Source organism: Planomicrobium sp. MB-3u-38, assembly GCF_002836425.1.
GTDB classification, from domain to species: domain Bacteria; phylum Bacillota; class Bacilli; order Bacillales_A; family Planococcaceae; genus Planococcus; species Planococcus okeanokoites.
In genome coordinates, this window is sequence record NZ_PJBO01000078.1 from 1 (window position 1) to 24,366 (window position 24,366).

Annotated in this window: 23 protein-coding genes, 4 tRNA genes and 1 pseudogene; 26 read left to right on the forward strand and 2 right to left on the reverse strand. The window is 47.6% G+C overall.

The window, feature by feature from the left end; genetic code table 11:
• The first annotated feature begins 22 nt into the window (after positions 1-22).
• From CXF70_RS16390 to CXF70_RS16405, 4 genes are all read left to right on the forward strand, one after another.
• Positions 23-106, forward strand: a tRNA-Tyr gene (locus CXF70_RS16390).
• 15 nt (positions 107-121) lie between these two features.
• A tRNA-Gln gene (locus CXF70_RS16395) sits at positions 122-196 on the forward strand.
• Positions 197-204: 8 nt separating this feature from the next.
• Positions 205-277 (forward strand) — tRNA-Lys (locus CXF70_RS16400).
• A 29-nt stretch (positions 278-306) separates the two neighbouring features.
• Positions 307-379 (forward strand) — tRNA-Ala (locus CXF70_RS16405).
• A gap of 382 nt (positions 380-761) precedes the next feature.
• Here the strand turns inward: CXF70_RS16405 and CXF70_RS16410 are convergent.
• The gene (locus CXF70_RS16410; RefSeq protein ID WP_101803546.1) at positions 762-1,841 is read right to left on the reverse strand and encodes a citrate synthase/methylcitrate synthase; all 1,080 of its coding nucleotides are present in this window, start codon (positions 1,839-1,841) and stop codon (positions 762-764) included.
• Positions 1,842-1,938: 97 nt separating this feature from the next.
• On the opposite strand from CXF70_RS16410, the gene CXF70_RS16415 reads away from it, so the two are divergent.
• From CXF70_RS16415 to glmS, 9 genes are all read left to right on the forward strand, one after another.
• Entirely contained in the window at positions 1,939-2,829 is an 891-nt protein-coding gene (locus CXF70_RS16415) for a LysR family transcriptional regulator (RefSeq protein ID WP_233208667.1), read from the forward strand.
• A gap of 12 nt (positions 2,830-2,841) precedes the next feature.
• Positions 2,842-3,405: a GNAT family N-acetyltransferase gene (locus tag CXF70_RS16420; protein ID WP_101803547.1), complete on the forward strand. Its 564-nt coding sequence runs from the start codon at positions 2,842-2,844 to the stop codon at positions 3,403-3,405.
• A 70-nt stretch (positions 3,406-3,475) separates the two neighbouring features.
• On the forward strand, positions 3,476-4,384 hold the full coding sequence (gene rocF / locus CXF70_RS16425; protein ID WP_084243389.1) for an arginase: 909 nt from the start codon (positions 3,476-3,478) through the stop codon (positions 4,382-4,384).
• Between the two features lie 201 nt (positions 4,385-4,585).
• Positions 4,586-5,149 (forward strand): RNA polymerase sigma factor SigW, encoded by a 564-nt coding sequence (sigW, locus tag CXF70_RS16430; RefSeq protein ID WP_084243388.1) that lies wholly within the window; start codon positions 4,586-4,588, stop codon positions 5,147-5,149.
• Between the two features lie 12 nt (positions 5,150-5,161).
• Positions 5,162-5,797 carry an anti-sigma factor family protein gene (locus CXF70_RS16435; protein WP_101803548.1) on the forward strand — a complete coding sequence of 212 codons (636 nt, stop codon included), beginning with the start codon at positions 5,162-5,164 and terminating at the stop codon, positions 5,795-5,797.
• Positions 5,798-5,947: 150 nt separating this feature from the next.
• Positions 5,948-6,784 (forward strand): diadenylate cyclase CdaA, encoded by an 837-nt coding sequence (gene cdaA, locus CXF70_RS16440; protein ID WP_084243386.1) that lies wholly within the window; start codon positions 5,948-5,950, stop codon positions 6,782-6,784.
• Positions 6,777-8,051, forward strand: coding sequence for a CdaR family protein (locus tag CXF70_RS16445; RefSeq protein WP_101803549.1), 1,275 nt, complete (start codon positions 6,777-6,779; stop codon positions 8,049-8,051). Before cdaA ends, CXF70_RS16445 begins: the two co-directional genes overlap by 8 nt.
• 46 nt (positions 8,052-8,097) lie before the next feature.
• On the forward strand, positions 8,098-9,447 hold the full coding sequence (gene glmM / locus CXF70_RS16450) for a phosphoglucosamine mutase (RefSeq protein WP_084243384.1): 1,350 nt from the start codon (positions 8,098-8,100) through the stop codon (positions 9,445-9,447).
• Between the two features lie 767 nt (positions 9,448-10,214).
• On the forward strand, positions 10,215-12,020 hold the full coding sequence (glmS, locus tag CXF70_RS16455; RefSeq protein ID WP_101803572.1) for a glutamine--fructose-6-phosphate transaminase (isomerizing): 1,806 nt from the start codon (positions 10,215-10,217) through the stop codon (positions 12,018-12,020).
• Between the two features lie 118 nt (positions 12,021-12,138).
• Here glmS and CXF70_RS16460 read toward each other — a convergent pair whose 3' ends face one another.
• Complete coding sequence (locus CXF70_RS16460; RefSeq protein WP_158241209.1) at positions 12,139-12,771, reverse strand: C40 family peptidase; 633 nt, start codon at positions 12,769-12,771, stop codon at positions 12,139-12,141.
• Positions 12,772-13,397: 626 nt separating this feature from the next.
• Here CXF70_RS16460 and CXF70_RS16465 point away from each other — a divergent pair.
• From CXF70_RS16465 to CXF70_RS16525, 13 genes and pseudogenes are all read left to right on the forward strand, one after another.
• Positions 13,398-13,922, forward strand: a complete 525-nt coding sequence (locus CXF70_RS16465; RefSeq protein WP_101803550.1) for an NUDIX hydrolase — start codon at positions 13,398-13,400, stop codon at positions 13,920-13,922.
• Positions 13,912-14,370 carry a GNAT family N-acetyltransferase gene (locus tag CXF70_RS16470; RefSeq protein WP_101803551.1) on the forward strand — a complete coding sequence of 153 codons (459 nt, stop codon included), beginning with the start codon at positions 13,912-13,914 and terminating at the stop codon, positions 14,368-14,370. The genes CXF70_RS16465 and CXF70_RS16470 overlap by 11 nt, the downstream gene beginning before the upstream one ends.
• A gap of 241 nt (positions 14,371-14,611) precedes the next feature.
• The gene (locus CXF70_RS16475; protein ID WP_101803552.1) at positions 14,612-16,030 is read left to right on the forward strand and encodes a purine-cytosine permease family protein; all 1,419 of its coding nucleotides are present in this window, start codon (positions 14,612-14,614) and stop codon (positions 16,028-16,030) included.
• A gap of 120 nt (positions 16,031-16,150) precedes the next feature.
• Positions 16,151-16,546 carry a VOC family protein gene (locus CXF70_RS16480; RefSeq protein ID WP_101803553.1) on the forward strand — a complete coding sequence of 132 codons (396 nt, stop codon included), beginning with the start codon at positions 16,151-16,153 and terminating at the stop codon, positions 16,544-16,546.
• 102 nt (positions 16,547-16,648) lie between these two features.
• Positions 16,649-17,800 carry a GAF and HD-GYP domain-containing protein gene (locus CXF70_RS16485; RefSeq protein ID WP_101803554.1) on the forward strand — a complete coding sequence of 384 codons (1,152 nt, stop codon included), beginning with the start codon at positions 16,649-16,651 and terminating at the stop codon, positions 17,798-17,800.
• Positions 17,797-18,141 carry a DUF3307 domain-containing protein gene (locus CXF70_RS16490; RefSeq protein ID WP_101803555.1) on the forward strand — a complete coding sequence of 115 codons (345 nt, stop codon included), beginning with the start codon at positions 17,797-17,799 and terminating at the stop codon, positions 18,139-18,141. Before CXF70_RS16485 ends, CXF70_RS16490 begins: the two co-directional genes overlap by 4 nt.
• A gap of 11 nt (positions 18,142-18,152) precedes the next feature.
• Positions 18,153-19,997, forward strand: coding sequence for an adenylate/guanylate cyclase domain-containing protein (locus tag CXF70_RS16495; protein WP_101803556.1), 1,845 nt, complete (start codon positions 18,153-18,155; stop codon positions 19,995-19,997).
• A 124-nt stretch (positions 19,998-20,121) separates the two neighbouring features.
• Positions 20,122-20,646 (forward strand): sigma-70 family RNA polymerase sigma factor, encoded by a 525-nt coding sequence (locus tag CXF70_RS16500; RefSeq protein WP_101803557.1) that lies wholly within the window; start codon positions 20,122-20,124, stop codon positions 20,644-20,646.
• Entirely contained in the window at positions 20,639-21,853 is a 1,215-nt protein-coding gene (locus tag CXF70_RS16505) for a hypothetical protein (RefSeq protein WP_101803558.1), read from the forward strand. The genes CXF70_RS16500 and CXF70_RS16505 overlap by 8 nt, the downstream gene beginning before the upstream one ends.
• A 96-nt stretch (positions 21,854-21,949) precedes the next feature.
• Positions 21,950-22,051 (forward strand): annotated as a pseudogene (locus CXF70_RS18495) (alkylphosphonate utilization protein); the annotation flags it as partial.
• A 317-nt stretch (positions 22,052-22,368) separates the two neighbouring features.
• Entirely contained in the window at positions 22,369-23,091 is a 723-nt protein-coding gene (locus tag CXF70_RS16515; protein WP_101803560.1) for a hypothetical protein, read from the forward strand.
• A 15-nt stretch (positions 23,092-23,106) separates the two neighbouring features.
• Entirely contained in the window at positions 23,107-23,496 is a 390-nt protein-coding gene (locus CXF70_RS16520) for a GntR family transcriptional regulator (protein WP_101803561.1), read from the forward strand.
• 3 nt (positions 23,497-23,499) lie between these two features.
• Positions 23,500-24,345 (forward strand): ABC transporter ATP-binding protein, encoded by an 846-nt coding sequence (locus CXF70_RS16525; RefSeq protein WP_101803562.1) that lies wholly within the window; start codon positions 23,500-23,502, stop codon positions 24,343-24,345.
• Positions 24,346-24,366 lie beyond the last annotated feature (21 nt).

Below are 24,366 nucleotides of genomic sequence, written 5' to 3' on the forward strand. Positions count from 1 at the left end.
GTAATATTTCAACTTTCATATCGGTGGGGTAGCGAAGTGGCTAAACGCGGCGGACTGTAAATCCGCTCCTTCGGGTTCGGCAGTTCGAATCTGCCCCCCACCACCAGTTTTATATTGGCATTGGGGTATAGCCAAGCGGTAAGGCAACGGGTTTTGATCCCGTCATGCCCTGGTTCGAATCCAGGTACCCCAGCCATTTTTTATGAGCCATTAGCTCAGTTGGTAGAGCATCTGACTTTTAATCAGAGGGTCGAAGGTTCGAATCCTTCATGGCTCATCTTTAATTACCTTGCGCCTGTTCAGCGCGGGGCCTTAGCTCAGCTGGGAGAGCGCGACGCTGGCAGCGTCGAGGTCAGGGGTTCGAGCCCCCTAGGCTCCATTGTTCCATGTGTATTTGTACTATCCATGTGTAAAAATCCCGTATCCATTCAATTGGATACGGGATTTTTTTATGGATAAGAAAGTATAGTTTTCTAATTATGCTTTTCGAATCTAAACGGGCGCTTGCGCTTTTCTGGTGTCCAGACTCCGGCGACCCAGCTCTTTGAGTCATAAGCCAACCCAGCTGCCGTGGCAAAGAGCGCCACTCTGCTGGTCTGTCTTATGCTTTTCAGAGCTAAACGGGTGCCGTCGCTTTTCTTTGTCCAGACTCCAGCGCCCAGATTCTCGAGTCATAAGCCACTTTGGCTATGCGGCAAAGAACGCCGCTTCGCCAAATCGTCTTATGCTTTTCGAATCTAAACGGGCGCTTGCGCTTCTCTTTAGTTTCCAACATAAATCGACTGCGGACGGAAGATGACGTTGTCTTGCTGCTGTTCAATCGTATGGGCTGTCCAGCCGACGATTCGCGCGATGCTGAACGTAGGCGTAAATAATGCTGGCGGCATGTCAATCGAACGCATAATGGCTGCGGCGTAAAATTCTACGTTGGTGTACAAGGCGCGTCCGGGTTTTTGTTCGTTAAGCAGTTGAATAATCCGTTTTTCGGCAACCACTGCAAGATCCAGCCAAGGATCGCTGCCTTGCAGCTCCAGGCATTTCCCGCGCAAAAGAATGGATCGCGGATCTTCGGTTCGGTAGATGCGGTGGCCAAAGCCCATGATTTTTTCTCCCGCTTCCAGCTTGCTGCTGATCACCGAATCGATATCATCAGCTGTACTGATTTCGTTCAGCAAGGTGATGACTCCGGAAGGCGCGCCTCCGTGCAGCGGCCCCTTCATTGTGCCGAGTGCGGAAGTGACGGCAGCCACTATATCCGATTCAGTGGAAACGGTGACTCGTGCAGCGAAAGTCGAAGCGTTCATGCCATGCTCCATGGTCAGCTTCAAGTATGTTTCAAGTGCTTCGATTTGCGCGGAGCTTGGCTCTTCACCGTTAAGCATCCACAAATAATTGGCGACGTGGCCAAATCCGTCGTTCGGATGAATTATCTCATATCCGTTCTGAAGACGGTAAAGCATGGCGGTCATGACGGACAACGCAGAAGTGAGGGCAATTGCCTGCTCAGAAGGGGAAAGTGTAACATACTCACCATCATAATAGGCTGACATCAGAGTGCGCATATTATCCATAAGGGGAACATTAACCGGCAGCTCTTCAGCAACCTTTGCAACGTGCGCAGGAAGTGTCCGATACTTTATGAATTGCCGGTTTAGCTTATAAGCCTGTTCTTCTGTCGGAAATTCCCCGTGCCATAAGAAGTAAGCAGTTTCTTCAAAGCTTTTATCCTGGACCGCTTCTTCAACCAGGCTTCCCCGATAACGCAGTTCCCCTTTCTCACCATCTACAGAAGCGATTTTCGTCTGAACGGCTACTACATCTTTCAACCCTTTTTGGAACATGTAAATTCCTCCTTTTCTGAAAGTTTACCCCGGCATATTGATTATGAAAATTAATGATTTATAATTAAATCAATTCAAAATATTAATCAGCAAGGGAGTGATCGCCATCGACTTGGCTTGGTTAAAGACGTTTACCGATGCTGCAGAGACATTGAATTTCCGAAAGACTTCCGAGAGGCTGCTGATGTCACAGCCAAGTGTTACTGTGCACATCCGCCTGTTGGAAGAAAGCCTGGGCGTGGTTTTATTCCAGCGGCAGAAGAACAGGGTATCGCTGACGGAGGAAGGCAAGTTGTTCAAAGGGGAAGCGGACAGGCTGCTGCGGCAGCTGGAGCAAAGTGTGGAAAAGGTCCATTCGTTTGCGCAGGGATACCGCAAGAAGTGGGTGCTGGCGATTTCGCCTTTGATGGCGGAGACAGTGCTGCCTTATCTGTTGAAGTCGTTTACGAAACGGCATCCCGATTTGGAATTGGTAATCCAGGTGGAGGAATCGGAAAAGATAGAGGCGCTGGTGGAGAGCGGGGCAGTGAACGCAGGAATTTCCGCCATTCAGCCGGTGAGCCGTGTGCTGCACAGTGAAGTGGTCTATAAAGACGAACTCGTTTTTGTGGTTCCGCGGGATGCTTACGATGATGAGTCGGGACCGGTCATCTCCGATGAAGCGATGTTGCGGTCCCACTATCTTTTCACACATCATCATCCGGTATTCTGGGACGAGCTGTTAGTGAAATTAAATTTGAAAGCACCTGGATTGCGGACAATGACCGTGACGCAGGCGCATATTGCCAAGCGTTTTATACAGGAAGGATTGGGCGTATCATTTTTGCCGCGGTCGATGGTAAGGCGGGAACTGATCGAAGGCCGTCTGTTGGAAGCGCATTTTGACTTGTTTCCATTGCCTGAAGTCGCTACTTATTTTATTTGCAAAGAAAAGAATGAGCTGGAAAAGGAATTTTTGGAAAGAATACAGGCGGTTTATTTCAGTTAAGGGGGAAGTTGGATGATCATCGAACAGCCAGGCGTGAGATTGCGGTTATTGAAGCGGGAGGATTTTGAAACATTATGGGAACTGTACACACCGGATATTTTCGAACATATGCTGATAAAAGTGGAGACGTTCGAGCAGTTAGTTGAGTGGCTGGAAGCCGGATTGAACGGTTCGAATGTGCTGGTATTTGCTGTAGAACAACCGGACACCGGAAAAGTAGTCGGCACGACCCGGATTTACGGAATCGATGAAGCGAATAAAAGCTGTGAAATCGGTTCGACGTTTTATGCGGAAGAAATGCATGGCAGCGGATTGAACAGCCGCGTGAAATACGCGCTGCTGGCTTATTGTTTTGAAGAGCGGGAGATGATACGGGTCCAGTTTAAAACGGACAGTGAAAATGTCCGTTCGCAGAAAGCGCTTGAAGCCATAGGGGCAGTAAAGGAAGGGACGATGCGCAATGAACGCATCCGTTCGACCGGCCTGCCAAGAGATGCCGTCGTCTATTCAATCATTGATGAGGAATGGCCCGCAGTTAAAGAATTGCTGAAAAAACGAATGAATAAAAATACGTAATCTTGTGTGGTTGAGCCATGTTGTTGTTAGCGGTTACAATGGGTTTAACAACTCAAGGGGGTATAAAAACATGAATAAATTAAATGTATCAATTATTGGAGTTCCAATGGATCATGGACAGAATCGCCGCGGCGTTGATATGGGACCGAGTGCAATCCGTTATGCGGGTGTGGTTGAGCGCATCGAAAACCTGGGGCATACCGTCAAGGATGAAGGGGACATCCAAGTCGGCCATGCGGATGGGCAAGTCGATACAGACACAAACCTCCGCAATATGGAAGTCATCACTGAAGCGATGGAAGCGCTTGGTGAAAAAGTCCAGGCAGTTACGGAAACAGGAAACTTCCCGCTGGTACTCGGCGGTGACCATAGTATCGCCATCGGAACACTTGCAGGCATCTCGCCGAACCACGAAAATTTAGGTGTGATCTGGTATGATGCCCACGCAGATATGAACACGAGTGAAACATCGCCGTCAGGCAATATCCACGGTATGCCGCTTGCTGCAAGCTTTGGCCACGGCCACGAGAAGTTGACGCAGATTCGCGGCTTTTCACCGAAAGTGAAGCCGGAGAACATCGTTATCATCGGTGCACGTTCGGTAGACCCGGGCGAACGCGAATTAATCCGTGAGCGCGGCATCAAAGTTTACAGCATGCATGAAATCGATAAGATGGGCATGGATTTTGTTATCGAAGATTCAATCCGTTACTTAAAAGAAGAGCGCAAGACAGACGGTGTCCACTTATCACTGGATCTTGATGGCATCGATCCATTATACACACCAGGTGTCGGAACTCCGGTCCCAGGCGGCATCAGCTACCGGGAAAGCCATTTGGCGATGGAGATGCTGCATGATGCAGGCATCATCACATCCGCTGAATTCGTGGAAGTGAACCCGATTCTGGATGAAAAAAATAGAACAGCAGACGTTGCAGTGGCTTTGATCGGTTCATTGCTTGGCGAAAAACTACTTTAAAACAGGCGAAAGCCTGTTTTTTTATTTTTATGGAAAGTAATTATATGAAATAAGGAACAAACCCTTTAGTTATTTCGTATGAAATTTAGATGGATTTATTTGGGTAATCTTTGATACCATATAAAAGAGAAAATAAATGAAACCTTTCTATAAATGATACGTATATAAAACATAGCCGCATAGGCGGAGGGAAATGAGATCATGGATGCGTTAGTGAACAAGAGAATAGCAAAAGTCATTAAAGGCGACCAGGACGCATTCGCAGAGATTGTAGAATTGTATCAGCACCAGCTGTATCAAATTTGCTATCGTATGCTCGGCAATAAACACGAAGCCGAAGATATAGCTCAGGAAGCTTTCATGCGTGCTTACGTCAATATTCATACATTCGATCAGAAAAGGAAATTCTCCACGTGGCTTTACCGCATAGCTACAAATTTGTGCATCGACCGGATCAGAAAGAAAAAACCGGATTATCACCTGGATGCAGAAGTGCGTGGGGCAGAAGGCTTGAATATGTACTCGAGCATCGCCAACGACGACGAACTTCCCGAAGATGAATTGGTGAAGATGGAAGTCCAGGAGCGGGTACAATATGAGATTAGCCGCTTGCCAGATAAGTACCGGGCAGCTATTGTATTAAAGTATATTGAAGAATTGCCGCTGGCTGAAATCAGCGAAATTCTGGATTTGCCGCTTGGGACTGTGAAAACACGTATACACCGCGGGCGCGAAGCCTTGCGGAAGCAATTAAGCAATTTGTAGGAGGCGAGCAGGATGAAGACGTGTCCGGATTACATCGTCCAGTATATGAACGATTATTTAGACGGTGACCTTGAACCATCCAAAGAACGGGTGTTGAAAGAAAATCTGGCGACCTGCCAAGATTGTCAGAAGATCTACCATGAATTGAACAAAACGATTGCATTCGTCCAGAGTGCATCCCATATAGAAGCGCCAAAAGGCTTTGTCGAAGCTACGATGAGCAAACTGCCGAAGCAGAAACAGCGTTCAGGCGCGCAGCGCTGGTTCAAGCAGCATCCGCTTTTGACGGCTGCAGCAATTTTCTTCGTATTGATGAGTGCGACATTATTCTCGGACTTTAATAATGATCAGCAATTCTCCTTTACAAAGCAGCCGAATGTGGTGGTGGAAGGCAATACTGTCATTGTGCCGGAAGGTGAAGTGGTGACGGGCGATATCACGGTAAGGAACGGCGATCTGCGGGTTGACGGGGAACTTCATGGTGATGTCACCGTCGTAAATGGGCAATATATGGCCTCCAGTGGGGTAATCACCGGCGAAGTGGAAGAAATCGACCAGATTTTCGACTGGTTATGGTATACCATTAAAAATGGCTTTAAAGACGCGGCTTCCATTTTTAATAATGAAGACGCAATGACCGGCGAATAAATCCGTCCCTTTGGGGGCGGATTTTTTGCGTTCAGACTCCAGCAGGTCTGTGTTATGCCTTTCAGTGCCGCATGGCTTTTCTATAAAGCATGACCAGAATGTTTTATGATATACTTATTCCATGCAGATGTAGAAAAGCGAGGGTTGCAGATGCCGTTTTTGGATAATATTACAAACCTAACACCACTCGAACTCATAATCAATATAGCTGATATTTTATTAGTTTGGTTCGTTTTATATAAATTGATCACGATCATTAAAGGGACGAAAGCCGTTCAATTATTGAAAGGGATTTTCGTCATCATCATCGCCCAATTGATCACGCAGGCATTGAATTTGCAAACGCTTGGCTGGATTATGCAGGAAGTGCTCAATTGGGGTTTCCTGGCGATCATCATCATCTTCCAGCCGGAACTCAGACGGGCGCTCGAACAGCTGGGGCGCGGAAAACTGTTTTCCAGCAGCACGCTGAACGAGGAATCAGAACGCAACCGGCTGATCGAAGCAATGACAAAATCCGTCAGTTACATGGCGAAAAGGCGTATTGGCGCATTGGTATCCATTGAACGTGAAACCGGATTGAGTGAGTATATTGAAACCGGAATACCTTTGAACTCAGACATTACGTCAGAGTTGATGATAAACCTCTTTATCCCCAATACACCTCTTCACGATGGAGCCGTGATCGTCCAGAAGAACAAAGTGGCGGCGGCAGCGTGCTATCTTCCTTTATCGGAAAGTCCGTTCATTTCCAAAGAACTTGGAACCCGCCACCGCGCGGCACTTGGAATCAGTGAAGTGACAGATGCCATCACCATCGTCGTTTCGGAAGAGACGGGCGCCATCAGCCTGACGGCGAATGGCGATTTGCACCGTAACTTGTCTTTGGAGGATTTTGAAGTGAAACTGCGCCGCATCTGGTTCGGCGAAGAACAGCAGAACGAAACTTCTTCCTGGTGGAACTGGAGGGGAAAAAAGAATGGATAAAATGATGGATAACCCCTGGTTTTTGAGGATTACCGCATTATTGCTAGCCTTTCTTATGTTCTTTTCCGTAAAAGCGGAAGAAGAAAACAATAATTCAGCGGCCAGCAATACGATGACTGAAATTATCGAAGATGTACCGCTCGAAGTGTATTACGACGATACAAGCCTGATGGTCAGCGGTGTGCCGGCGACTGTGGATGTCCAGATTACAGGACCCACCCGAGAGGTTCAAACAACGCAGCAAATCAAAGATTTTACGGTCTTTGTAGACTTGCGGAACCTGCCGCTCGGAGAACATCGCATCCGTGTGCAAACAGAAAATATCTCTCAAGAATTAGGCGTCAGGATCGATCCGACTTTCCTGGATGTTCTGATCGAGGAACGGGTCACGCAGGAATTTAAAATCGATGCCGAACTGAATGAACGGCTGATTGCGGAAAACTATGTACTGAAAAGTATAACGGCTGATCCCAATACGGTTACAGTCAGCGGACCGAAAAGTGTCATTGATTCCATCAGTTTTGTAAAAGCGACAGTAACGGAAGAGCCGGGCTTGGATTCGTCCGTGACGAGGGAAGCGAGAGTCCGTGTACTTGCGAATGACCTGACGAAACTGGACAATGTAACAATCGAACCGGAAGTGGTGGAGGTCGAAGCTGTCATTGAAGAATACAGCCGGGAAGTTCCGATATCACTGACCCAGACGGGAACGGCGCGTGAAGGGATCACCGTAGATGAAATTGAGACGGATGTCGATACCGTCAAAATTTCAGGGCCGCGGAATATCGTTGACACAATCGAAGAATACGAAGTGGAAGTGAATATCAGCGGCGTAACCCTGACTGATACGGCGATTGAAGTGGATCTCGCGGCTCCTGAAGGAACGAGCGCTGTAGAGCCGGGAAGCATCATCGTAGACGCCGAAATCAGTGTGGACGAAACCGTGTTGATGCCGGAAGACATCAATTTCAACAGTGCGAATCCGGATGAGGCACTTCATCAGCAAATCTTCGAGAACCTTCCACTGGAAATCAGAGGGCTGGACGATGGCAATAAAGCCGATTTTCTCGATCCCGAAGACGGTCTGGTCTCGTTGATAGCGTATGGAACGGAAGAATTGCTGGATAGTTTGAAGTTGGAAGATTTTGTGGTATATGTAGATGCAGCGGAAAAAAAGGGACAGCATAAACTGGAAGTTGGGGCAGAAGGATTGAAGAAAGCGAAATGGCTGACTTTTCCTTCTACTGCAACCATCCATATACAATAGGAATTATTATCCGATATTGAATTGGATTTAAGGAGAGAATATAAGCATGGGAAAATATTTTGGAACAGATGGAGTTCGCGGCGTAGCGAATAGCGAACTGACACCGGAATTAGCATTTAAATTGGGCCGCTTCGGCGGATATGTATTGACGAAAAGCTCGAAGGATAAACCGAAAGTTCTGATTGGGCGCGATACCCGTATTTCAGGAGAAATGCTGGAAGGCGCTTTGGCCGCAGGATTATTGAGTGTCGGAGCGGAAGTGATGCGTCTTGGCGTCATCAGTACACCAGGTGTTTCTTACCTGACACGCGTGATGAGCGCGGAAGCGGGCGTCATGATCTCAGCTTCGCATAACCCGGTTGAAGACAATGGCATCAAATTCTTCGGTTCGGACGGCTATAAGCTTTCCGATGACCAGGAAGCTGAAATCGAAGCATTGCTGGATATGGAAGAAGATACGCTGCCGCGTCCTACGGGCGGTGACCTGGGCGCCATTACGAGTTATTTTGAAGGCGGCCAGAAATACATCCAGTATCTGAAACAGACGGTAGATGAAGAGTTCGACGGCATCCATGTCGCGCTTGATTGTGCACACGGTGCCACTTCAACATTGGCGACGCATGTATTCGCCGACCTTGATGCGGATATCAGTTCGATGGGCGCTTCACCAAACGGCTTGAACATCAACGATCAGGTCGGTTCCACTCATCCGCAGAAGCTGGCTGAACTGGTTATTGAGAAAAACGCTGACATCGGGCTTGCTTTCGACGGCGACGGCGACCGTTTAATCGCGGTGGACGAAAAAGGCCGCATTGTCGATGGCGACCAGATCATGTATATCTGCGGTAAATATTTGAAATCTGAAGGCCGCTTGAATAAAGACACAGTGGTGTCCACAGTAATGAGCAATATGGGCTTCTATAAAGCAGTGGAAGCAAACGGCATGACCAGCGTGAAAACAGCAGTAGGCGACCGTTATGTAGTCGAAGAAATGCGCAAAAACGGCTATAATCTTGGCGGCGAACAGTCAGGCCATATCATTTTCCTTGATTACAATACAACAGGCGACGGATTGTTGACGGGCCTTCAATTGGTGAACATCATGAAAGTCACTGGCAAGAAATTGTCCGAGCTTGCAGGTGAAATGACAATTTTCCCGCAGAAACTCGTCAATATCCGTGTAACGGATAAACACGCAGTAACGGATAACGCAAAAGTGGCCGCTGAAATCGAAGAAGTTGAAACGGAAATGAACGGCAATGGCCGTGTGCTTGTGCGCCCTTCCGGTACTGAACCGTTGGTGCGCGTCATGGTGGAAGCAGCTTCAGAAGAAGATTGCGAACGCTATGTCGAGCGGATTGCAGAAGTGGTCCGTGCTGAAATGGGTATGAAATAATAAGAAAAGCGACAGCGCCCGTTAAGCTCTGAAAGGCATAAGACAGAACAGCGAAGACAGGTGGATTGCTACTGCAAGAGGGCAGTTTAAAACAATGCTCCTGCATCGCTTCGCTGCTTCGTCGCAAAGACTTAGCCTCGCAAGCGTCGGCTAATGTCTTCGCAGCTGGGCTGGCTTATGACCCGAAGAGCTGGGCCGCTGAAGTCTGGACAAAACTTCGCTCTTTCAAAGCCGTTAGAAACTTTAAAATATCATCCTTTCTTATCCATTGATAATCTAGACCGTTCCGAAGCTGAAATGCTTCCGGAACGGTTTTTTTATAGGGCTGCATTAATAAATAAATTAACAAAAGCATAAATATTTTCGTCGGCAAGCAAAGGTGAAAATCGAATTTTATCCTTTATTCGATATAAATACACCTTTGTCTAAGGACTTAGGGACGATTGACTAAGGGAATTGGAAAAGGTATGATATAGTAGCCTGTTTAGGGCCGCCAAAAAAGGGGGATAGTAGTAAAGCGTAAAAAGGAAACTAGTTGAAGCGCCTGTACTGGGGAAATCGGACGGACAAGTCATTTCCCAGTAGACGAGGAGGAGGAGTATCGAGATTTCGGCGGATACCTCCCGGCCGTGAAGCCCGGTCGTTATGTCCATCTTCAAAGCAGTTGAGTGATCAGCTGTACAACAGGATGGATGGGTTCAAGCATGCGTGCGCGCAAAATGGCGAACGCTCTTTTTGATATTGAAAAAATTGGAGGAACTATAATTATGTGTGGAATTGTTGGGTATATCGGAGAAAAAGATTCAAAAGAGATCCTATTGAAAGGCCTTGAGCGCTTGGAATACCGCGGCTACGATTCAGCGGGTATTGCTGTGCGCAACGGCGATGGCATTACAGTATTCAAGGAAAAAGGCCGCATTGCGGATCTTCGCGGAGCTGTGAACGGCGACGTGACAGGAAATACGGGAATCGGGCACACACGCTGGGCAACGCACGGCAAGCCGAGCCAGGTAAACGCTCACCCGCATCAGAACACGTCAGACCGTTTCACGATTGTGCATAACGGCGTAATCGAAAACTATCACCACCTGCAGCGCGATTATTTGGCTGATGTGGAAATGGAATCCGATACGGACACGGAAATCATCGTTCAATTGATCGGTAAATTTGTTGAAGGCGAAGGCATGACGACGCAGGATGCGTTCAGCAAAGCTTTGAAATTGATGAAAGGTTCGTATGCAATCGCCTTGCTTGACGCTGAAGAAGCACAGACGATTTTCGTCGCGAAAAACAAGAGCCCATTGCTTGTCGGCCTTGGAGAAGATTTCAACGTTGTAGCGTCTGATGCTATGGCAATGCTGCAAGTGACAGATCAATTCGTTGAATTGATGGACAAGGAAATCGTGATCGTCCGCAAAAACAGCGTGGAGATCCTGACGCTTGAAGGCGAAAAAGTGGAACGCGAACCGTTCACTGCTGAAATCGACATGAGCGATATCGATAAGGGCACATACCCTCATTATATGCTGAAAGAAATCGATGAGCAGCCGGCAGTGATGCGCAAAATCATCCAGGCTTACCAAGGCGAGGACGAGAAATTGACGATCCAGCCTGAAATCCTTGATGCTTTGCAGGAAGCTGACCGCCTGTACATCATCGCAGCGGGTACAAGCTATCACGCTGGGCTGATCGGCAAAGAGTATTTGGAGAAAATGGCGGGCATTCCAGTGGAAGTGCATGTAGCGAGTGAATTCGGTTATAACATGCCGCTTCTTTCCGAAAAACCGTTATTCATCTTCATTTCACAGTCGGGTGAAACAGCTGACAGCCGCCAGGTATTGGTGCGCATCAAAGAACTTGGCCACCCGTCACTCACAATTACAAACGTTGCGGGATCGACTTTGTCACGCGAAGCTGACCACACGTTATTACTGTATGCAGGACCTGAAATCGCTGTAGCGTCTACTAAAGCTTACACAGCACAATTGGCAGTATTGGCAATTTTGGCAGCCGTAACTGCAGAAGCACGCGGACGCGATCTTGGTTTCGATCTTGTACAGGAAATGGGTATTGTGGCAAACGCCATCCAGGCACAAGTCGATATGAAGGAAGAAATCGAGAAATTAGCGCATGATTTCCTTTCGACGACACGCAATTGCTTCTTTATCGGCCGTCTGATGGACTATTTCGTTGGTCTTGAAGGCGCGTTGAAGCTGAAAGAGATTTCCTATATCCAGGCGGAAGGCTTTGCCGGCGGTGAATTGAAGCACGGTACGATCGCTTTGATCGAAGAAGGCACGCCTGTCATCGCGCTTGCGACACAGGAATCCGTAAACTTGAACATCCGCGGCAACGTAAAAGAAGTGGCAGCACGCGGCGCGAACACAATGATCATTTCAATGGAAGGCTTGAACGAAGACGGCGACAGCCATGTCCTTCCGACAGTGCATGAACTGCTGACTCCGCTTGTATCGGTTATTCCGCTGCAGCTGATCAGCTATTATGCAGCACTTCACAGAGACTGTGACGTCGATAAGCCGCGTAACCTGGCGAAATCCGTTACGGTTGAATAAAGAATAATAGAGCAGAGCCGGATCCTTGGGGTCCGGCTTTTTTGTGCTATCAGATTTAAAGACACGCAAAAAAACAGACCAGGAATTACATCCCGGTCTGTTTCGTGTATTGATTTTATTACATTCTGCCGTAGCCAGTGAAGTGGTCTCCCCAGTATGGGCCGAAGATGTCGACGACTTCTACTCCGCCGTTATTGGCAGCGACCATTTTGCCGTTGCCGATATAGATTCCGATGTGGGAAATTCCTGCTTTATACGTGCCAGAGAAGAATACCAAGTCCCCTTGTTGTGGAGAGCTTACTTTCGTCGCCATGTTATAGTAACCGGCTGCGCTTGTGCGGGCTACGTTGTGGCCAGCTTTGTTAAGTGTATAGGCGATAAATCCGCTGCAGTCGAATCCTGCTGGTGTTGAGCCGCCCCATACGTATGGAACTCCGATATATTGCTGTGCAATGGATGCAACTGAAGAAGTGGGGTTGCTCACTTGTGAAACTTGTGGCGCTGTCGTGCTGCTTGATGCTGCAGAAGAACCTGCGCTAGTCTGGAATGTTTGGCCAGGATAAATCATATGGCCTGAAATACCGTTGATGCTTTGCAGGCTAGAAACCGTAGTTCCATAATCCTGTGCAATTTGCCAAAGTGTATCTCCGGATTTTACTTGGTGTGTAGCTGCGCTAGTAGGTGCAGCAATAGCAGCTGAAAGGGCAATAGTGGCAGTGAAAGATAGTAATGCTTTTTTTGTTTTTTTCATGTTTTTATTTCTCCTTAAATGTCTGGAATTCACTGGATTCATATCGTTGAATAGTGATTCTCGTATTTTATTTATTAAACCAAAATGTCTAAGGGGTTATTAATAATCTGATGCTTCTTGTCACTTATCTTTGAAGCCTTGATTAGTGTAGCATGCGGTTTTCCCGAATTAAACCCTTGTAATGGTTTTGTGAACGCATTTAAATATTTTGATATATTTTTGATATATTATATCTTTGTATAATAATAAACAGATAATTCATAAAAACAATCTCCTGACGTTAGTCTGAAGGGTTTTTAGAAAGTGGAAAGTAGAAAATATGCAGGTATTCTTTTTTAATCACCCCCATAAAATTACATTATATGGTTTGAATATTTCACTGGTGAAATAAAAATTTTCTCATTTACTCTATGAAATTTGGTGTGAAGCTGGAAAAAATAAGAGTTCAGGAATTGTAAAATTCAGTATTTTACTGGGCAGCAGGATGATATGATTAAGTAAAATAGGGGTTCTGATTGGCGAATCGTGTTGTTTTTATATGTTTTATTGAGCTTAGGAGCGATTGTGCTTTTCTATAGTACTGCCAAAGCTGAAAAAATTACGAAACAAAGATAAGGGGCAAGCGCATGGAAAATCAGGCATATGTGAATTGGGGCGGTCATATCATCAGCCTCAGTTGGGAACCATACAGAAAGATGAAATCGAATGATATTGTGACGAGTGTCCACGGTTACTGCTTTTTTGAAGGGAAAGTGGTGCTTGTCCATGTGGATGGCAGAGGCTTTAATGTTCCGGGCGGCCATATTGAATCGGGGGAAAGCCCTGAAGAAACGCTGCACCGCGAAGTATATGAAGAAGCTTATGTCAAAGGGGGTGTATCCTATATCGGAGCGATTTGTGTCGATCATACAGAAAACGTGAAGTTCGTGGAGAACGGAAAATATCCGCAGGTCGGTTACCAATTATTTTACCGAATGGACGTTACGGAATGTCTGCCATTTCTACGGGAGCATGAGACCCTGACACGTATTTGGGTGGAGCCGGAAGAAGTGCCGCATGTAATGGATGATCATGAAATTGCGTTATTGGTCTTGAAGGAAGCAATGAACAACAAGATGGAAAGCGGAGTGACTGTGGGAAATGAAAATTGAAACTGAACGATTGATTATCAGCCCTTGCACGGAAGATGTAATTCCGATGCTGAATGAACAACAATACGAAAACGGACCGCAGGTTGCAAATCACCTGAAGCAATTGGCGGAAGATCCCGCCGTCATTTATTGGGGACCGTGGCTGGCGATACTGAAAGCAGGCAACACGATCATCGGGGATCTGGGATTCAAAGGTGCGCCGGACGATAAGGGCGCAGTGGAAATCGGCTATGGTTTGCTTGAAGAATACCGGGGCAAAGGATATGCGACAGAAGCGGTAGAGGCCTTGGTCGACTGGGCATGGAAGCAGGATGGTATACATAAGATCAAAGCGGAAACGCTGGTGGATAACCAGGAATCGATCCGTGTATTAGAAAAAGTCGGGATGAAAAAAGTGGCTGAGAGTGAAGAGATGGTTTATTGGGAGATAACCGAGGGCGGGCAATAGCTGAGGGTATGAGAAGGTTTTCTTTATACTGAAAAAATAGATTTGTAAATTATTTTACAATTAATGGCTGAATTGCCTGTCTTAAGTACGAAAATTTCGTCAGGCGAAATATTGGAATATAGTATATGTTAAAATTAAAAGGCAAGTGTTTTTATTCCTTGGGGCGCCAGCGCCTTGATGGGAATGGAGCCACCTGCTTTTTTATATGTTTTAAAACTCCATACAGAAAGAAGAGGATAATATGAGATCTGAGATTACCGCAGATCAGGAAGTACATGACAGGCATTATAAACCAGAAGCAGAACCAACCAAAGATTATACGTTCGACCGGGTTCCACGGGAAGAACGGAACATGGGCTGGCTGAGCATCACGAATATTACGTTCGGCATTGCCACCGCCATTTTCTATTTCCAGATGGGCAGTGTCATGGCACTTCAGTTCGGAGCGGCGAATGCCATGATTTCGGCTGTCTATGCCATTATTGTCGCAGGCATCATCGGTTCGATCATTGTTTACCTATCCGCTAAATCAGGCATGAACGTCAATTTATTGTCCCGCGGAGGGTTCGGTTATATCGGCGCCTCACTCACCTCATTAATTTACGCATCGAATTTCATCATGTATTGTGCCTTCGAAGGCATGATCCTGGTATCCGCAATCCATGCATATTTCCCCGTCATCCCCTTATGGATATTGATTGTCGTCTTCGGCACATTGGTCATTCCGTTGAACTGGTTTGGCATCAAACAATTGGACAAACTTCAAAAATGGTCGCTGCCGCTGTTCGGCATCTTCCTGATCGCTGCAATCGTCGTCGCCTTCAACCGGACATCAGTATATGACGGGAATTTCTGGACGTATATGCCGGAAGGTGTACAGATCGGCGGTACCGCCTTATTGCTGTGCATCGGCATGCAGCACGGCATCATGGGGCTGACCGCATTAATCGCTTCTGACTACGCGCGCTTCCTGAAACCGAAAGACTTGAAAGTCGGGTCCGTCGCCATCGGCTTCATCCCGCAGATATTCTGCTTTGGCGTCATGGGCGGCCTTGGCATCTGGTTCGGTGTGACGTTAGGCGAATCAAACCCGGGTGTTTATATCGTGGTGCTGCTGGGCCTTGGCGGTGTGCTGTTTACGACACTGACGCAAGTGCGCATCAATATCACCAATATCTACAGCTCTTCGCTGTCCCTGTCGAGTTTTTTCGAGAACATGTTCCGCTTCACGCCGGGCCGGCGCTTCTGGGTAGTGGTTGCGGGCGTCGCTGCCATGGCATTGATGCTCGGCGGCATCATCGACCATCTCGATACCGCGATGACATTCCAGGGCGTCGCGCTTATGACGTGGGCTTCGATTCTGGTGACGGATGCACTGGTCGTGAAGAAATGGCTTAAGATCGGGCCTCGCTATTACGAATCCGAACAATCGAATTTGTATAAATGGAATCCGGTCGGCGTCATTTCGCTGCTGCTGCCGACGATTATCGGCACGATTGCGGCACTTGGCTACATGGGCACGTTCCTGCAAAGCACTGCTGCTTTTTTCGCCGCGTTGCTGGCGGCTGGTTTGACGGTGGTGTTGGCTGTACTGACGCAAGGCCGTTATTATCAGAAGGCTGAAGCAACAGAGATTCCGAAAGAAGATTATATTGCATGAAGAAATAAAAGAGACAGCTTCCGCTATTTTTGCGGGAGCTGTTTTTACATCGATAGAGGAAAATCGGCAGGCTGTAGAGAAAGAGAAAGAAAGCAAATCACTGCAAGGGGAGGGATTTAATTGGAACTGACGCATATTCGCTTATTGGTGGACAATTACAAGGAATGTTTTCTATTCTACCGAAATGTTCTGGGTTTCAATGTGGTGTGGGGAGATGAAGCTTCCAATTATGCCGACTTTGAATTTGCGGGAGTAAAATTGGGTTTGTTTGAAAGGAAGCAGATGGCCGACGCAATCGGTGCGGAATATCATTTGCTCCGGAAACGGTCAGACAAAGCCGCGCTTATTTTCAAAGTCGATGATGTGGAGGAAACGTACCGCGAACTCCAGAAGAAAGTCGACTTTATCACCGAGCCGACTGTGCAGGAAGACTGGGGCATCAAAGTGGCGCATTTCCGGGATCCTGCGGGGAACTTGCTTGAAATCTATGAAAGCTTGGAGTCGATGGGGGATTAAGCTGGATCCATGGGGTTCAGCTTTTTATTATCCGCGAAGGGTTAAGGTTAAAGGGCTTTCAGCCGATAATAATCAATAAATGACCGTCATTGGGGGAGTATTGTGGAACGCGTAGAGAATTTGGAATTGCAGGTTCAGGAATTATTGAAGCTGCTGGAAGCTGCAAAACAATTGAATTCGAATTTGGAGATAGAAGAAGTGTTCCAAAACATCCTGCTGCAGATGGTGACGATGGTCGGTGCTGAGGCAGGCACACTTTGGGTGCTGGACCAGGACGGAGAAGAGATCAAAGTCGTCGCGGCATACGGCGAATCCGCTGACAAGATCGTCAATATTCGCCTGAAGAAGGATGAAGGCATCGCCGGCAAAGTGATCATGAGCGGAGAACCGGTTTTGATCCGCAACGTCCAGGAACATCCCGATTGGTCTAATCGGGTGGATGAATCGAGCGGCTTTGTCACGAAGTCGATGATCACGGTGCCGCTGACGGTAAAAGGCAAGGTGCTGGGTTCGCTGCAGCTATTGAATAAAAAGCAGTGTGAGTTCTTTAATGAGGCGGATGTCTCCCTGGCAGTGGCGCTCGCAAGCCAGTCGGCGATGGCGCTTCACAACAGCCAGATGTACGATGAATTGCAGCAGATGTTTCTCAGCATGATCCGGACTCTGGCGAAAGTGCTCGATGCCCGGGATCCCTACACAGCGGGGCACTCGGAGCGGGTCGCCAATTACTCGGTATGGATTGCCGGTAAGCTGGGCATGGCAGCCGATAAGAAAAAGGAATTATATAAAGCGGCACTTTTGCATGACGTCGGGAAAATCGGCATACCGGATGATATCCTCCGCAAACCTGATCGGCTGACTAAAGAGGAATATGACTCGATCAAGCTGCATACTGTGATCGGTGCCGACATCCTGTCGAATATGGAGCCGAAAAGAGCGATGGCGGATGTCATCCAAACCGCCCGTTCCCATCACGAACGGATGGATGGCAGCGGTTATCCGGATGGCCTCAAAGGGAATGAAATCTCCTTATTCGCCCGCATTGTTGGCGTCGCGGATACATTCGACGCGATGACAACCGCGCGCTCTTATAGTAAAGGCATGCCTTACAGCGACGCAACTGAAGAGTTGATCCGCTGCAAAGACACACTTTTCGACAGTGCCATCGTCGATGCGTTTACAACGGTTCTTGCGGAAAGTGAATATGATTTGGCGAAATACGAAGCGGACCACAAAAAAGAGTACCGCTTATGAGCCAGTTTGACTTCCTGTTGATCGGGCATTTAATCGGTGATTTTTTATTGCAATCGTCATGGATGGCGAAAAATAAAGCGAGCAAGTGGCTGCCTTTATTGGCGCATGTCGCAGTCTATACGATTGTGGTGGGCATTTTCGGCGCTATGTCAGGCGGCTTGTCGCTCGCGGCGATTGCTTTGATCATCATCAGCCACATTATTTTGGACAGAAGGACATTCGTATCATTTTGGGTGCGCAATGTTCAGACGGCGAAAGGCCCCGAACAGGCCTGGCTGTGCATCATGACCGACCAGATTTTCCACATCATCATTTTAGCGATAGCCATCGCTATTTCGTAGGAGAGTGACAGATGAAGTACGCGACAAAAAGATACGTCTTGGAACGGGATTATCCATTCAGTAAAGAAAAGATCTGGGCATTGCTGGCCGATAATAACCGGTTGAACTTGTATATTGGCCTTTTTCCCGTCAAATTCAGCAACGTGAAAAAAGAGGGGGAAGGCGTTTTTTATCGCGAAGCCTTTGCGAAAGTCGGGGGGCTTGTCCCGCTTCGATGGCAGGAGTTCCCTTTTCAATGGGAAGAAAACAAGCGTTATGAAGTGGAAAGGCGTTATCTGAGTGGTCCGATCAAACATTTTGTCGGCGGAATCGAACTGCTGGATGCAGCTCCGAATTCAACTGACGTCACCAGAGTCCGTCTGACTGCCGAATTTGTTCCGCAGAATATTCTGGGCCTGGCCGCTATCCCGTTGACGGGATATAAGTCCATGCTCAACACGTTTGCTTATATTGAAGAGTTTATTGCGGGGAAATCAGGTGATCTCTTCGATCCGCCGCAGAAAAAGGAAAAGCATACAGTGGATTTTGCTGAACTTGACAGGCTTACAACTGTGCTCCGCAACTGGCCGGTAACACCCCGGAGCGTCGACTTGCTTCATGCATATATCGTGACCAAGAGTGATCATGACGCTGCACATATGGAACCGGTCCGGATTGCGGAAGCATGGGGAATGGAAACAGATGAAGTGCTTCGCTTGTTTTTGTATGCTGCCAAATCCGGTGTTTTAAACCTGAGCTGGAATATGATCTGTCCGAATTGCCGGGTTTCAAAATCTGAACAGAATTCATTGTCCGGATTGACCAGCCAATTCCACTGCGATTTATGCGGAATCAATTACGATGCCAGCTTCGACCAATTCGTCGAGCTCAATTTTTCAGTCCACTCCTCGATCCGGAAAGCATATGCTGAAGTATATTGTGTCGGCGGTCCCATGATTACGCCTCATGTGAAACTGCAGAAAGTCATTGCTAAAGGAGCGACAGTCCGGCTGCCGGTGCCTGGTGAAGAAAATTTACGGCTGCGGGTTTTGCAGGCGAACGATATGGCGGCAGTGGAGCGAAATGCGGAAGCGACCGGTCTTCCTCTAATATATACCGATGCGGGATGGTCAGAGCCAGTTGTTGCGGGCGCTTCTGAAATAACCGTCCAAAACGCCAGCAGCCATGATATCCTGGTTGCTTTGGAACAATCCGACTGGAGCAAGAACACGGTGACAGCGGCGCAAGTGACGGCGATGCAGGAATTCCGGGATCTATTTTCATCCGAGATGTTATCGCCGGACCAGCAGATCGGCATCGATCATGTGACGATCCTCTTCACCGATTTGCAGGGCTCGACGTCGCTCTATGAAACAGTGGGAGACGCTAACGCCTATGGACAGGTCAATAAGCATTTCGATTACCTGACAAAATCGATCGGCAAAAATAGGGGCAGTGTCGTGAAAACGATCGGCGACGCCGTGATGGCGGTATTCCATCTGCCGGAGGACGGCTTGCGGGCAGCTCTCGATATTCAACAGAACCTCGTTGAATTCAATAAAGGCAAAGAGGATCCGATCATCCTGAAAGTCGGCTTATACAGCGGACCGGCCATTGCCGTAACGTCCAATGACCGCCTCGATTATTTCGGACGCACCGTCAATTTGGCGGCTCGTATCCAAGGGCAGGGAACGGGTGGAGACATCATCATCAGCCGAAATTACCTGGACCAGCCAAAACTTCGCGCCATTGTGGAGCGGGGGGGCAATCAGGTGGAGACTTTTCCGGCGAAACTGAAAGGGATTGAAGAGCAGGTGGAGCTGGTGAGGGTTTGTGTGGGGGAAGCGGAATTTAAGGAAGTTCTTTCTGTTATATAGAATGAAAAAATGAATTATTTTTAACCCTTTCCGCTACAATTGGCAGAAAGGGTATTTTTATTGCCAAAAATGAAACGCAAATGCTTTGACCGTTGTCTAATAGATAGAAAAAGGGGGAGAGGGCTTGGAGAAGCTTGAGAAGGACCGGCTGCTGACGGAGGCGATGGATGAATACGGGCATTATCTGGTGCGGCTGGCGTATTCGTTCGTCAAAGAACGGACGAAGGCGGAAGACATCGTGCAGGACGTGTTTATCCGCTATTACATAAATCTCGAAGGATTCGAAGGGCGCTCGAGCGTCAAAACATTTCTGTACCGCATCACGGTGAATGAATGCCATAACCATTTCAGGAGCTGGGCGCACCGCAAAATTGAATTGAGGAATAAATTGAACCCGCTTTTGCCGAATAAGGGCTCAGCGGAAGAGACGGCGCTGGCGTCGGAGCGGAGTAACGAAATGGCAGAAGCGATTAGTAAGCTTCCGCTGAAATATCGTGAAGTGATCTGGCTCCATTATTATGCGGAGCTGTCGGTGAAGGAAATCAGCGAAGTATTGAAAGTCTCGGGCAACACGGTGAAAACACGGTTAGCCCGTGGGCGTCAGCAGGCCGGCGTCAAATTTACGGAGGAGGGGATTGACCATGCGTGAGGATCTGAAAGGGAAGTTGGACGAGTCGGTGCCGGAAGATGTGACGCTGTCGGATGCGAAAAAGCGGCAGATTTTGAATGCGGCGCAGTCGCAGTGCGAGACGCGCAAACCTTCGCGTGTACCGAAGTTGGTGCCGGCGCTTGTAGGTGTGGCGGTGATTGGGTTGTCAGTGATATTGGGCTACCCTTACGTAAGTGATTGGCAGGAGCATGGAGCTGTGGAGGAAAAGAATTTGGAAGAGCCCTTGCAAGTGGAGCCATTACAGGAAGAACCCTTACAGAAAGAACCCTTACGGAAAGTGGAATTGCCGGTGAATGACAATCCGCAATTGATTAACGCCGTTTTTTATAATGACAACGGGGTCTTCGTTTATCAGGAAGCTCAGAAAATTTTTTCTTATAATGTCGAGACCAAAGAAGAAGTGGTTTTGACTGAGGTCCCGGAAGGAACATGGATCAATGGGGTAACTGTTGAAGACGATTGGGTCGCCTGGACTGAAGTGCTTGAAGAGAATATGGATAGCTCTTCAGTATTGAATATATACAATTTAAACACTTCCGAACTGATTACTATTTCAGATTTGAATGCGCTGTCCCTTGTAATCGATGGAGACCAACTGAGCTTTCTTGATTTTGGAAGCGAAGGGCCAACCTATAAGCTTCTGGATCTGAAAACGATGGAAGAGACGGCCATATACCAATCAATAGAAGGTGCAGACAGTATGCAGGCGTTCAATGATGGAATAATTGTAATTCCGGATATTCGGGAAGAACAGAACGTTACAAAATTGACGGTTTTTGATGCAAATGAAAAAGAAATCATCAATGAATTTGAAGTACCTTCCAAAACAACGATGAACATTCAATTTGATGACAATAAAATTTATGCCTATCTGGCCGATGAAAACTTCGTTTCAACACTTGTATCGATTGAGTTGGAAACAGGTGAAATGACAGAGTTCGATTCTCCGGAATTCAGCGTGTTCTCAGTCCATGGCAAATACGTAGCGCTGAGTGTAGCGGAAGCAGGCACTGCGACAGTGAAGTTGTTTGAAATGGACGGTTCTTCGCTAGTAATGTTGCCGGCACTGGACAGCGTGGAGGAACGTCTTTGGAAACCGCGCTTTATGGGTGACGGAACTCTTGTGGTGAATAGCGGAGAGGAAGATATAGGCCTGTATTTGCTGGATACCACTGCAATTGATTAATATATTCTTTATGGTCAAAGAGATGCTCTTGGGATATGCTTTTCCTGAGAGTATTTTTATTTTGATCGATTTCCTAAACAAATGGAGGCTATACCAATGAACGAACTACCAAACTGCCCGCAATGCAATTCCGAATACGTCTATGAAGACGGCAGCCAGCTGGTATGCCCGGAATGTGCGCATTCCAGCGACTTGCAGCTTTATAAAATGGCGGGAACCGAACTGGAAAAATTGTCGGCTTTCTCGGAAAACGAAGAACAGCTCGTTCAACCACGTTAGACAAATGAAGGAACCTTAGTATTCAATGGTGAAGCAGAAGATCGGGCAATGTATATCCTGGACGTCACAAAAAAAAAGTTTAAAACTTATAATCGTGTCAAAGCATCCCTTGCTGTTAAAGGGATGTTTTTATTTTTGGATAAAATTTTCTGCAAAATAGATTGACAACCCGAAAAAGTATTTGATACTGTGTATATGAGTATAAACAGCATAACAGTTAAAAGGAGTGTTTATAAATGAATGACTGGAAAGAGGCTTACCGGCTGGCGGCATTTGAATTGAAAGCTTCCATGAAAAGCTTTTTGCTGATCCTGGCCTTCTATACCGCCATGAGTTTGATCATTATGATGTCATTTGATATTTATCTCAAAGGCGATTTTCGCTATTTTGATCTGCTGTACCTGCTGATTTTCTTTCTGTTTCCGACCTGGATGAAAAACAAGGAATTTCAGATGCAAAAGTTAAGCGGCGATTTATGGACAGTGCCGTCGGTCGTCATGCTGCAGCAGCTGCCGATTTCAAAAGAAGCCATTATCAAGAGCCGTTTTATCATCCATGCGGTGTGTTCGTTTCCGTTACAGCTCGTCCTGCTCATCGCGATGCCGATCATGTCAGAAGAATTCAGGAACTACATGACGCCGGTCACTTATCCTGTTTTCGTCCTGATTTGGCTGTCGCTGGCAATTGCAATCGGTTTTATCATGGCTGCCAGTGAAGCGGGAGGCAATTTCAAGAAAAAAGCCATCGTTATGTCATTCATCTATGTGCTGGGGGGAACAGCTGCAGTTTTCTTCCTTGTTGCAGTAATCGCGAATGACGGGTTTATTCTCTTGACGATGCAGCTGGCCGCCGACTGGCCTTTCCTGTCGGGCATAATTGCGATTGTCCTGGGCATCGCCGGCTGGAAATACTGGCAATGGGATATGAAAAAAATGATGAAGAAGACGGATTATCTGTGAGAGGGGGGCTTGAGTTTGCTGCCGATACGCTTATCCAAGGATTCTCGTGAACCCATTTACCATCAAATCGAAAAACAATTGAAGGCGCTGATTGCCGGCGGACATTTACCTGCCGGCACGCCGCTTCCATCGATCCGCGCGCTGTCGAAAGACCTGGAAATCAGCGTCATCACCATCCGCCGCGCCTATCAGGAACTGGAATCCCAAGGGTTTATTGAAACACTTCACGGCAAAGGGACCTTTGTCAAAGAAGTGCAAAACGCGATGAAACAGGAAACGATGACAGCTTCCGTCCGGGCTGAGTTCGAGCGCGCCATCCAAAATGCGATGGATTATGACTATACCGTGGATGAAATCAAAGAAGTTTTTGCAGAGACACTGAACAGACTCGGGAAAGGGGAATGACAAATGCCTTCATGGATTGAGATAAAAGATATCAGTAAAAAGATTGATGACTTTCAGCTCGGGCCTGTCAGCCTGTCGATCGAGCCCGGCACCATTACGGCACTGGTCGGCAATAACGGTTCCGGAAAGAGCACGCTGCTGAAAATCATAATGAATATGGCGAACGCGGACAGCGGAGAAATCCGGGTTTTGGGCAAGCCGGTTACCGGGCAGGATGAAAGCTGGAAACGCCATGTCACTTTCCAGCCGCAAAACGCGATCGGCTGGAACGCCTATACCGGAGAAGACTTGAAAAGACTGATCGCGCCGCTGTATTCAAAATGGGATGACAGGCTGTTCGGACGCATGATCAAGCTATTCGAAATTCCGCTGAACCAGCGTTTCGGCAAAATGTCCCCAGGCATGCAGCAAAAACTGAGCTTGTCGCTAGCGCTGCCGCGCAGCACCGACATCCTGATACTGGATGAACCGACGGCATCACTTGATATCCCGTCGAAGAACCTGTTCACCGAGCTGTTGGTCGAGTGGATGGAACAAGAAGACCGTGCCATCATCATCACGACCCACCAAGCGGATGATCTCCGGAAACTCGCAGACTACCTGTTCCTGATGCGGAACGGGCAAGCGGCCGGTCATTACGAGAAAGACGAGCTGGCAACAAGCTATCGCCGTTACTGGCTGAGCGCGATGCCGGCGGAGATGCTGCCTGGAGAACTCTCACGTTCCGGCAACGAATTGATATCGGCCGACTCTGACGCTACGGAACAGTATTTATTGGACCAAGGCATTGAAACTATTGACGATAAATCATTGGAACTGGAAGAAATCATCAGCCTGCTGCTGAAATAGGATACGGGAAAGGATGAGGAG

Bases quoted from the DNA above. Each gene is read 5' to 3' on its own strand.
- rocF (WP_084243389.1), top strand. From the start codon at position 3,476: ATGAATAAATTAAATGTATCAATTATTGGAGTTCCAATGGATCATGGA.
- glmS (WP_101803572.1), top strand. From the start codon at position 10,215: ATGTGTGGAATTGTTGGGTATATCGGAGAAAAAGATTCAAAAGAGATC.
- glmM (WP_084243384.1), top strand. From the start codon at position 8,098: ATGGGAAAATATTTTGGAACAGATGGAGTTCGCGGCGTAGCGAATAGC.
- CXF70_RS16515 (WP_101803560.1), top strand. From the start codon at position 22,369: ATGAATGACTGGAAAGAGGCTTACCGGCTGGCGGCATTTGAATTGAAA.
- CXF70_RS16435 (WP_101803548.1), top strand. From the start codon at position 5,162: ATGAAGACGTGTCCGGATTACATCGTCCAGTATATGAACGATTATTTA.
- sigW (WP_084243388.1), top strand. From the start codon at position 4,586: ATGGATGCGTTAGTGAACAAGAGAATAGCAAAAGTCATTAAAGGCGAC.
- CXF70_RS16410 (WP_101803546.1), bottom strand. From the start codon at position 1,841: ATGTTCCAAAAAGGGTTGAAAGATGTAGTAGCCGTTCAGACGAAAATC.
- CXF70_RS16420 (WP_101803547.1), top strand. From the start codon at position 2,842: ATGATCATCGAACAGCCAGGCGTGAGATTGCGGTTATTGAAGCGGGAG.
- CXF70_RS16465 (WP_101803550.1), top strand. From the start codon at position 13,398: ATGGAAAATCAGGCATATGTGAATTGGGGCGGTCATATCATCAGCCTC.
- CXF70_RS16505 (WP_101803558.1), top strand. From the start codon at position 20,639: ATGCGTGAGGATCTGAAAGGGAAGTTGGACGAGTCGGTGCCGGAAGAT.
- cdaA (WP_084243386.1), top strand. From the start codon at position 5,948: ATGCCGTTTTTGGATAATATTACAAACCTAACACCACTCGAACTCATA.
- CXF70_RS16525 (WP_101803562.1), top strand. From the start codon at position 23,500: ATGCCTTCATGGATTGAGATAAAAGATATCAGTAAAAAGATTGATGAC.
- CXF70_RS16475 (WP_101803552.1), top strand. From the start codon at position 14,612: ATGAGATCTGAGATTACCGCAGATCAGGAAGTACATGACAGGCATTAT.
- CXF70_RS16460 (WP_158241209.1), bottom strand. From the start codon at position 12,771: ATGAAAAAAACAAAAAAAGCATTACTATCTTTCACTGCCACTATTGCC.
- CXF70_RS16445 (WP_101803549.1), top strand. From the start codon at position 6,777: ATGGATAAAATGATGGATAACCCCTGGTTTTTGAGGATTACCGCATTA.
- CXF70_RS16495 (WP_101803556.1), top strand. From the start codon at position 18,153: ATGAAGTACGCGACAAAAAGATACGTCTTGGAACGGGATTATCCATTC.
- CXF70_RS16490 (WP_101803555.1), top strand. From the start codon at position 17,797: ATGAGCCAGTTTGACTTCCTGTTGATCGGGCATTTAATCGGTGATTTT.
- CXF70_RS16470 (WP_101803551.1), top strand. From the start codon at position 13,912: ATGAAAATTGAAACTGAACGATTGATTATCAGCCCTTGCACGGAAGAT.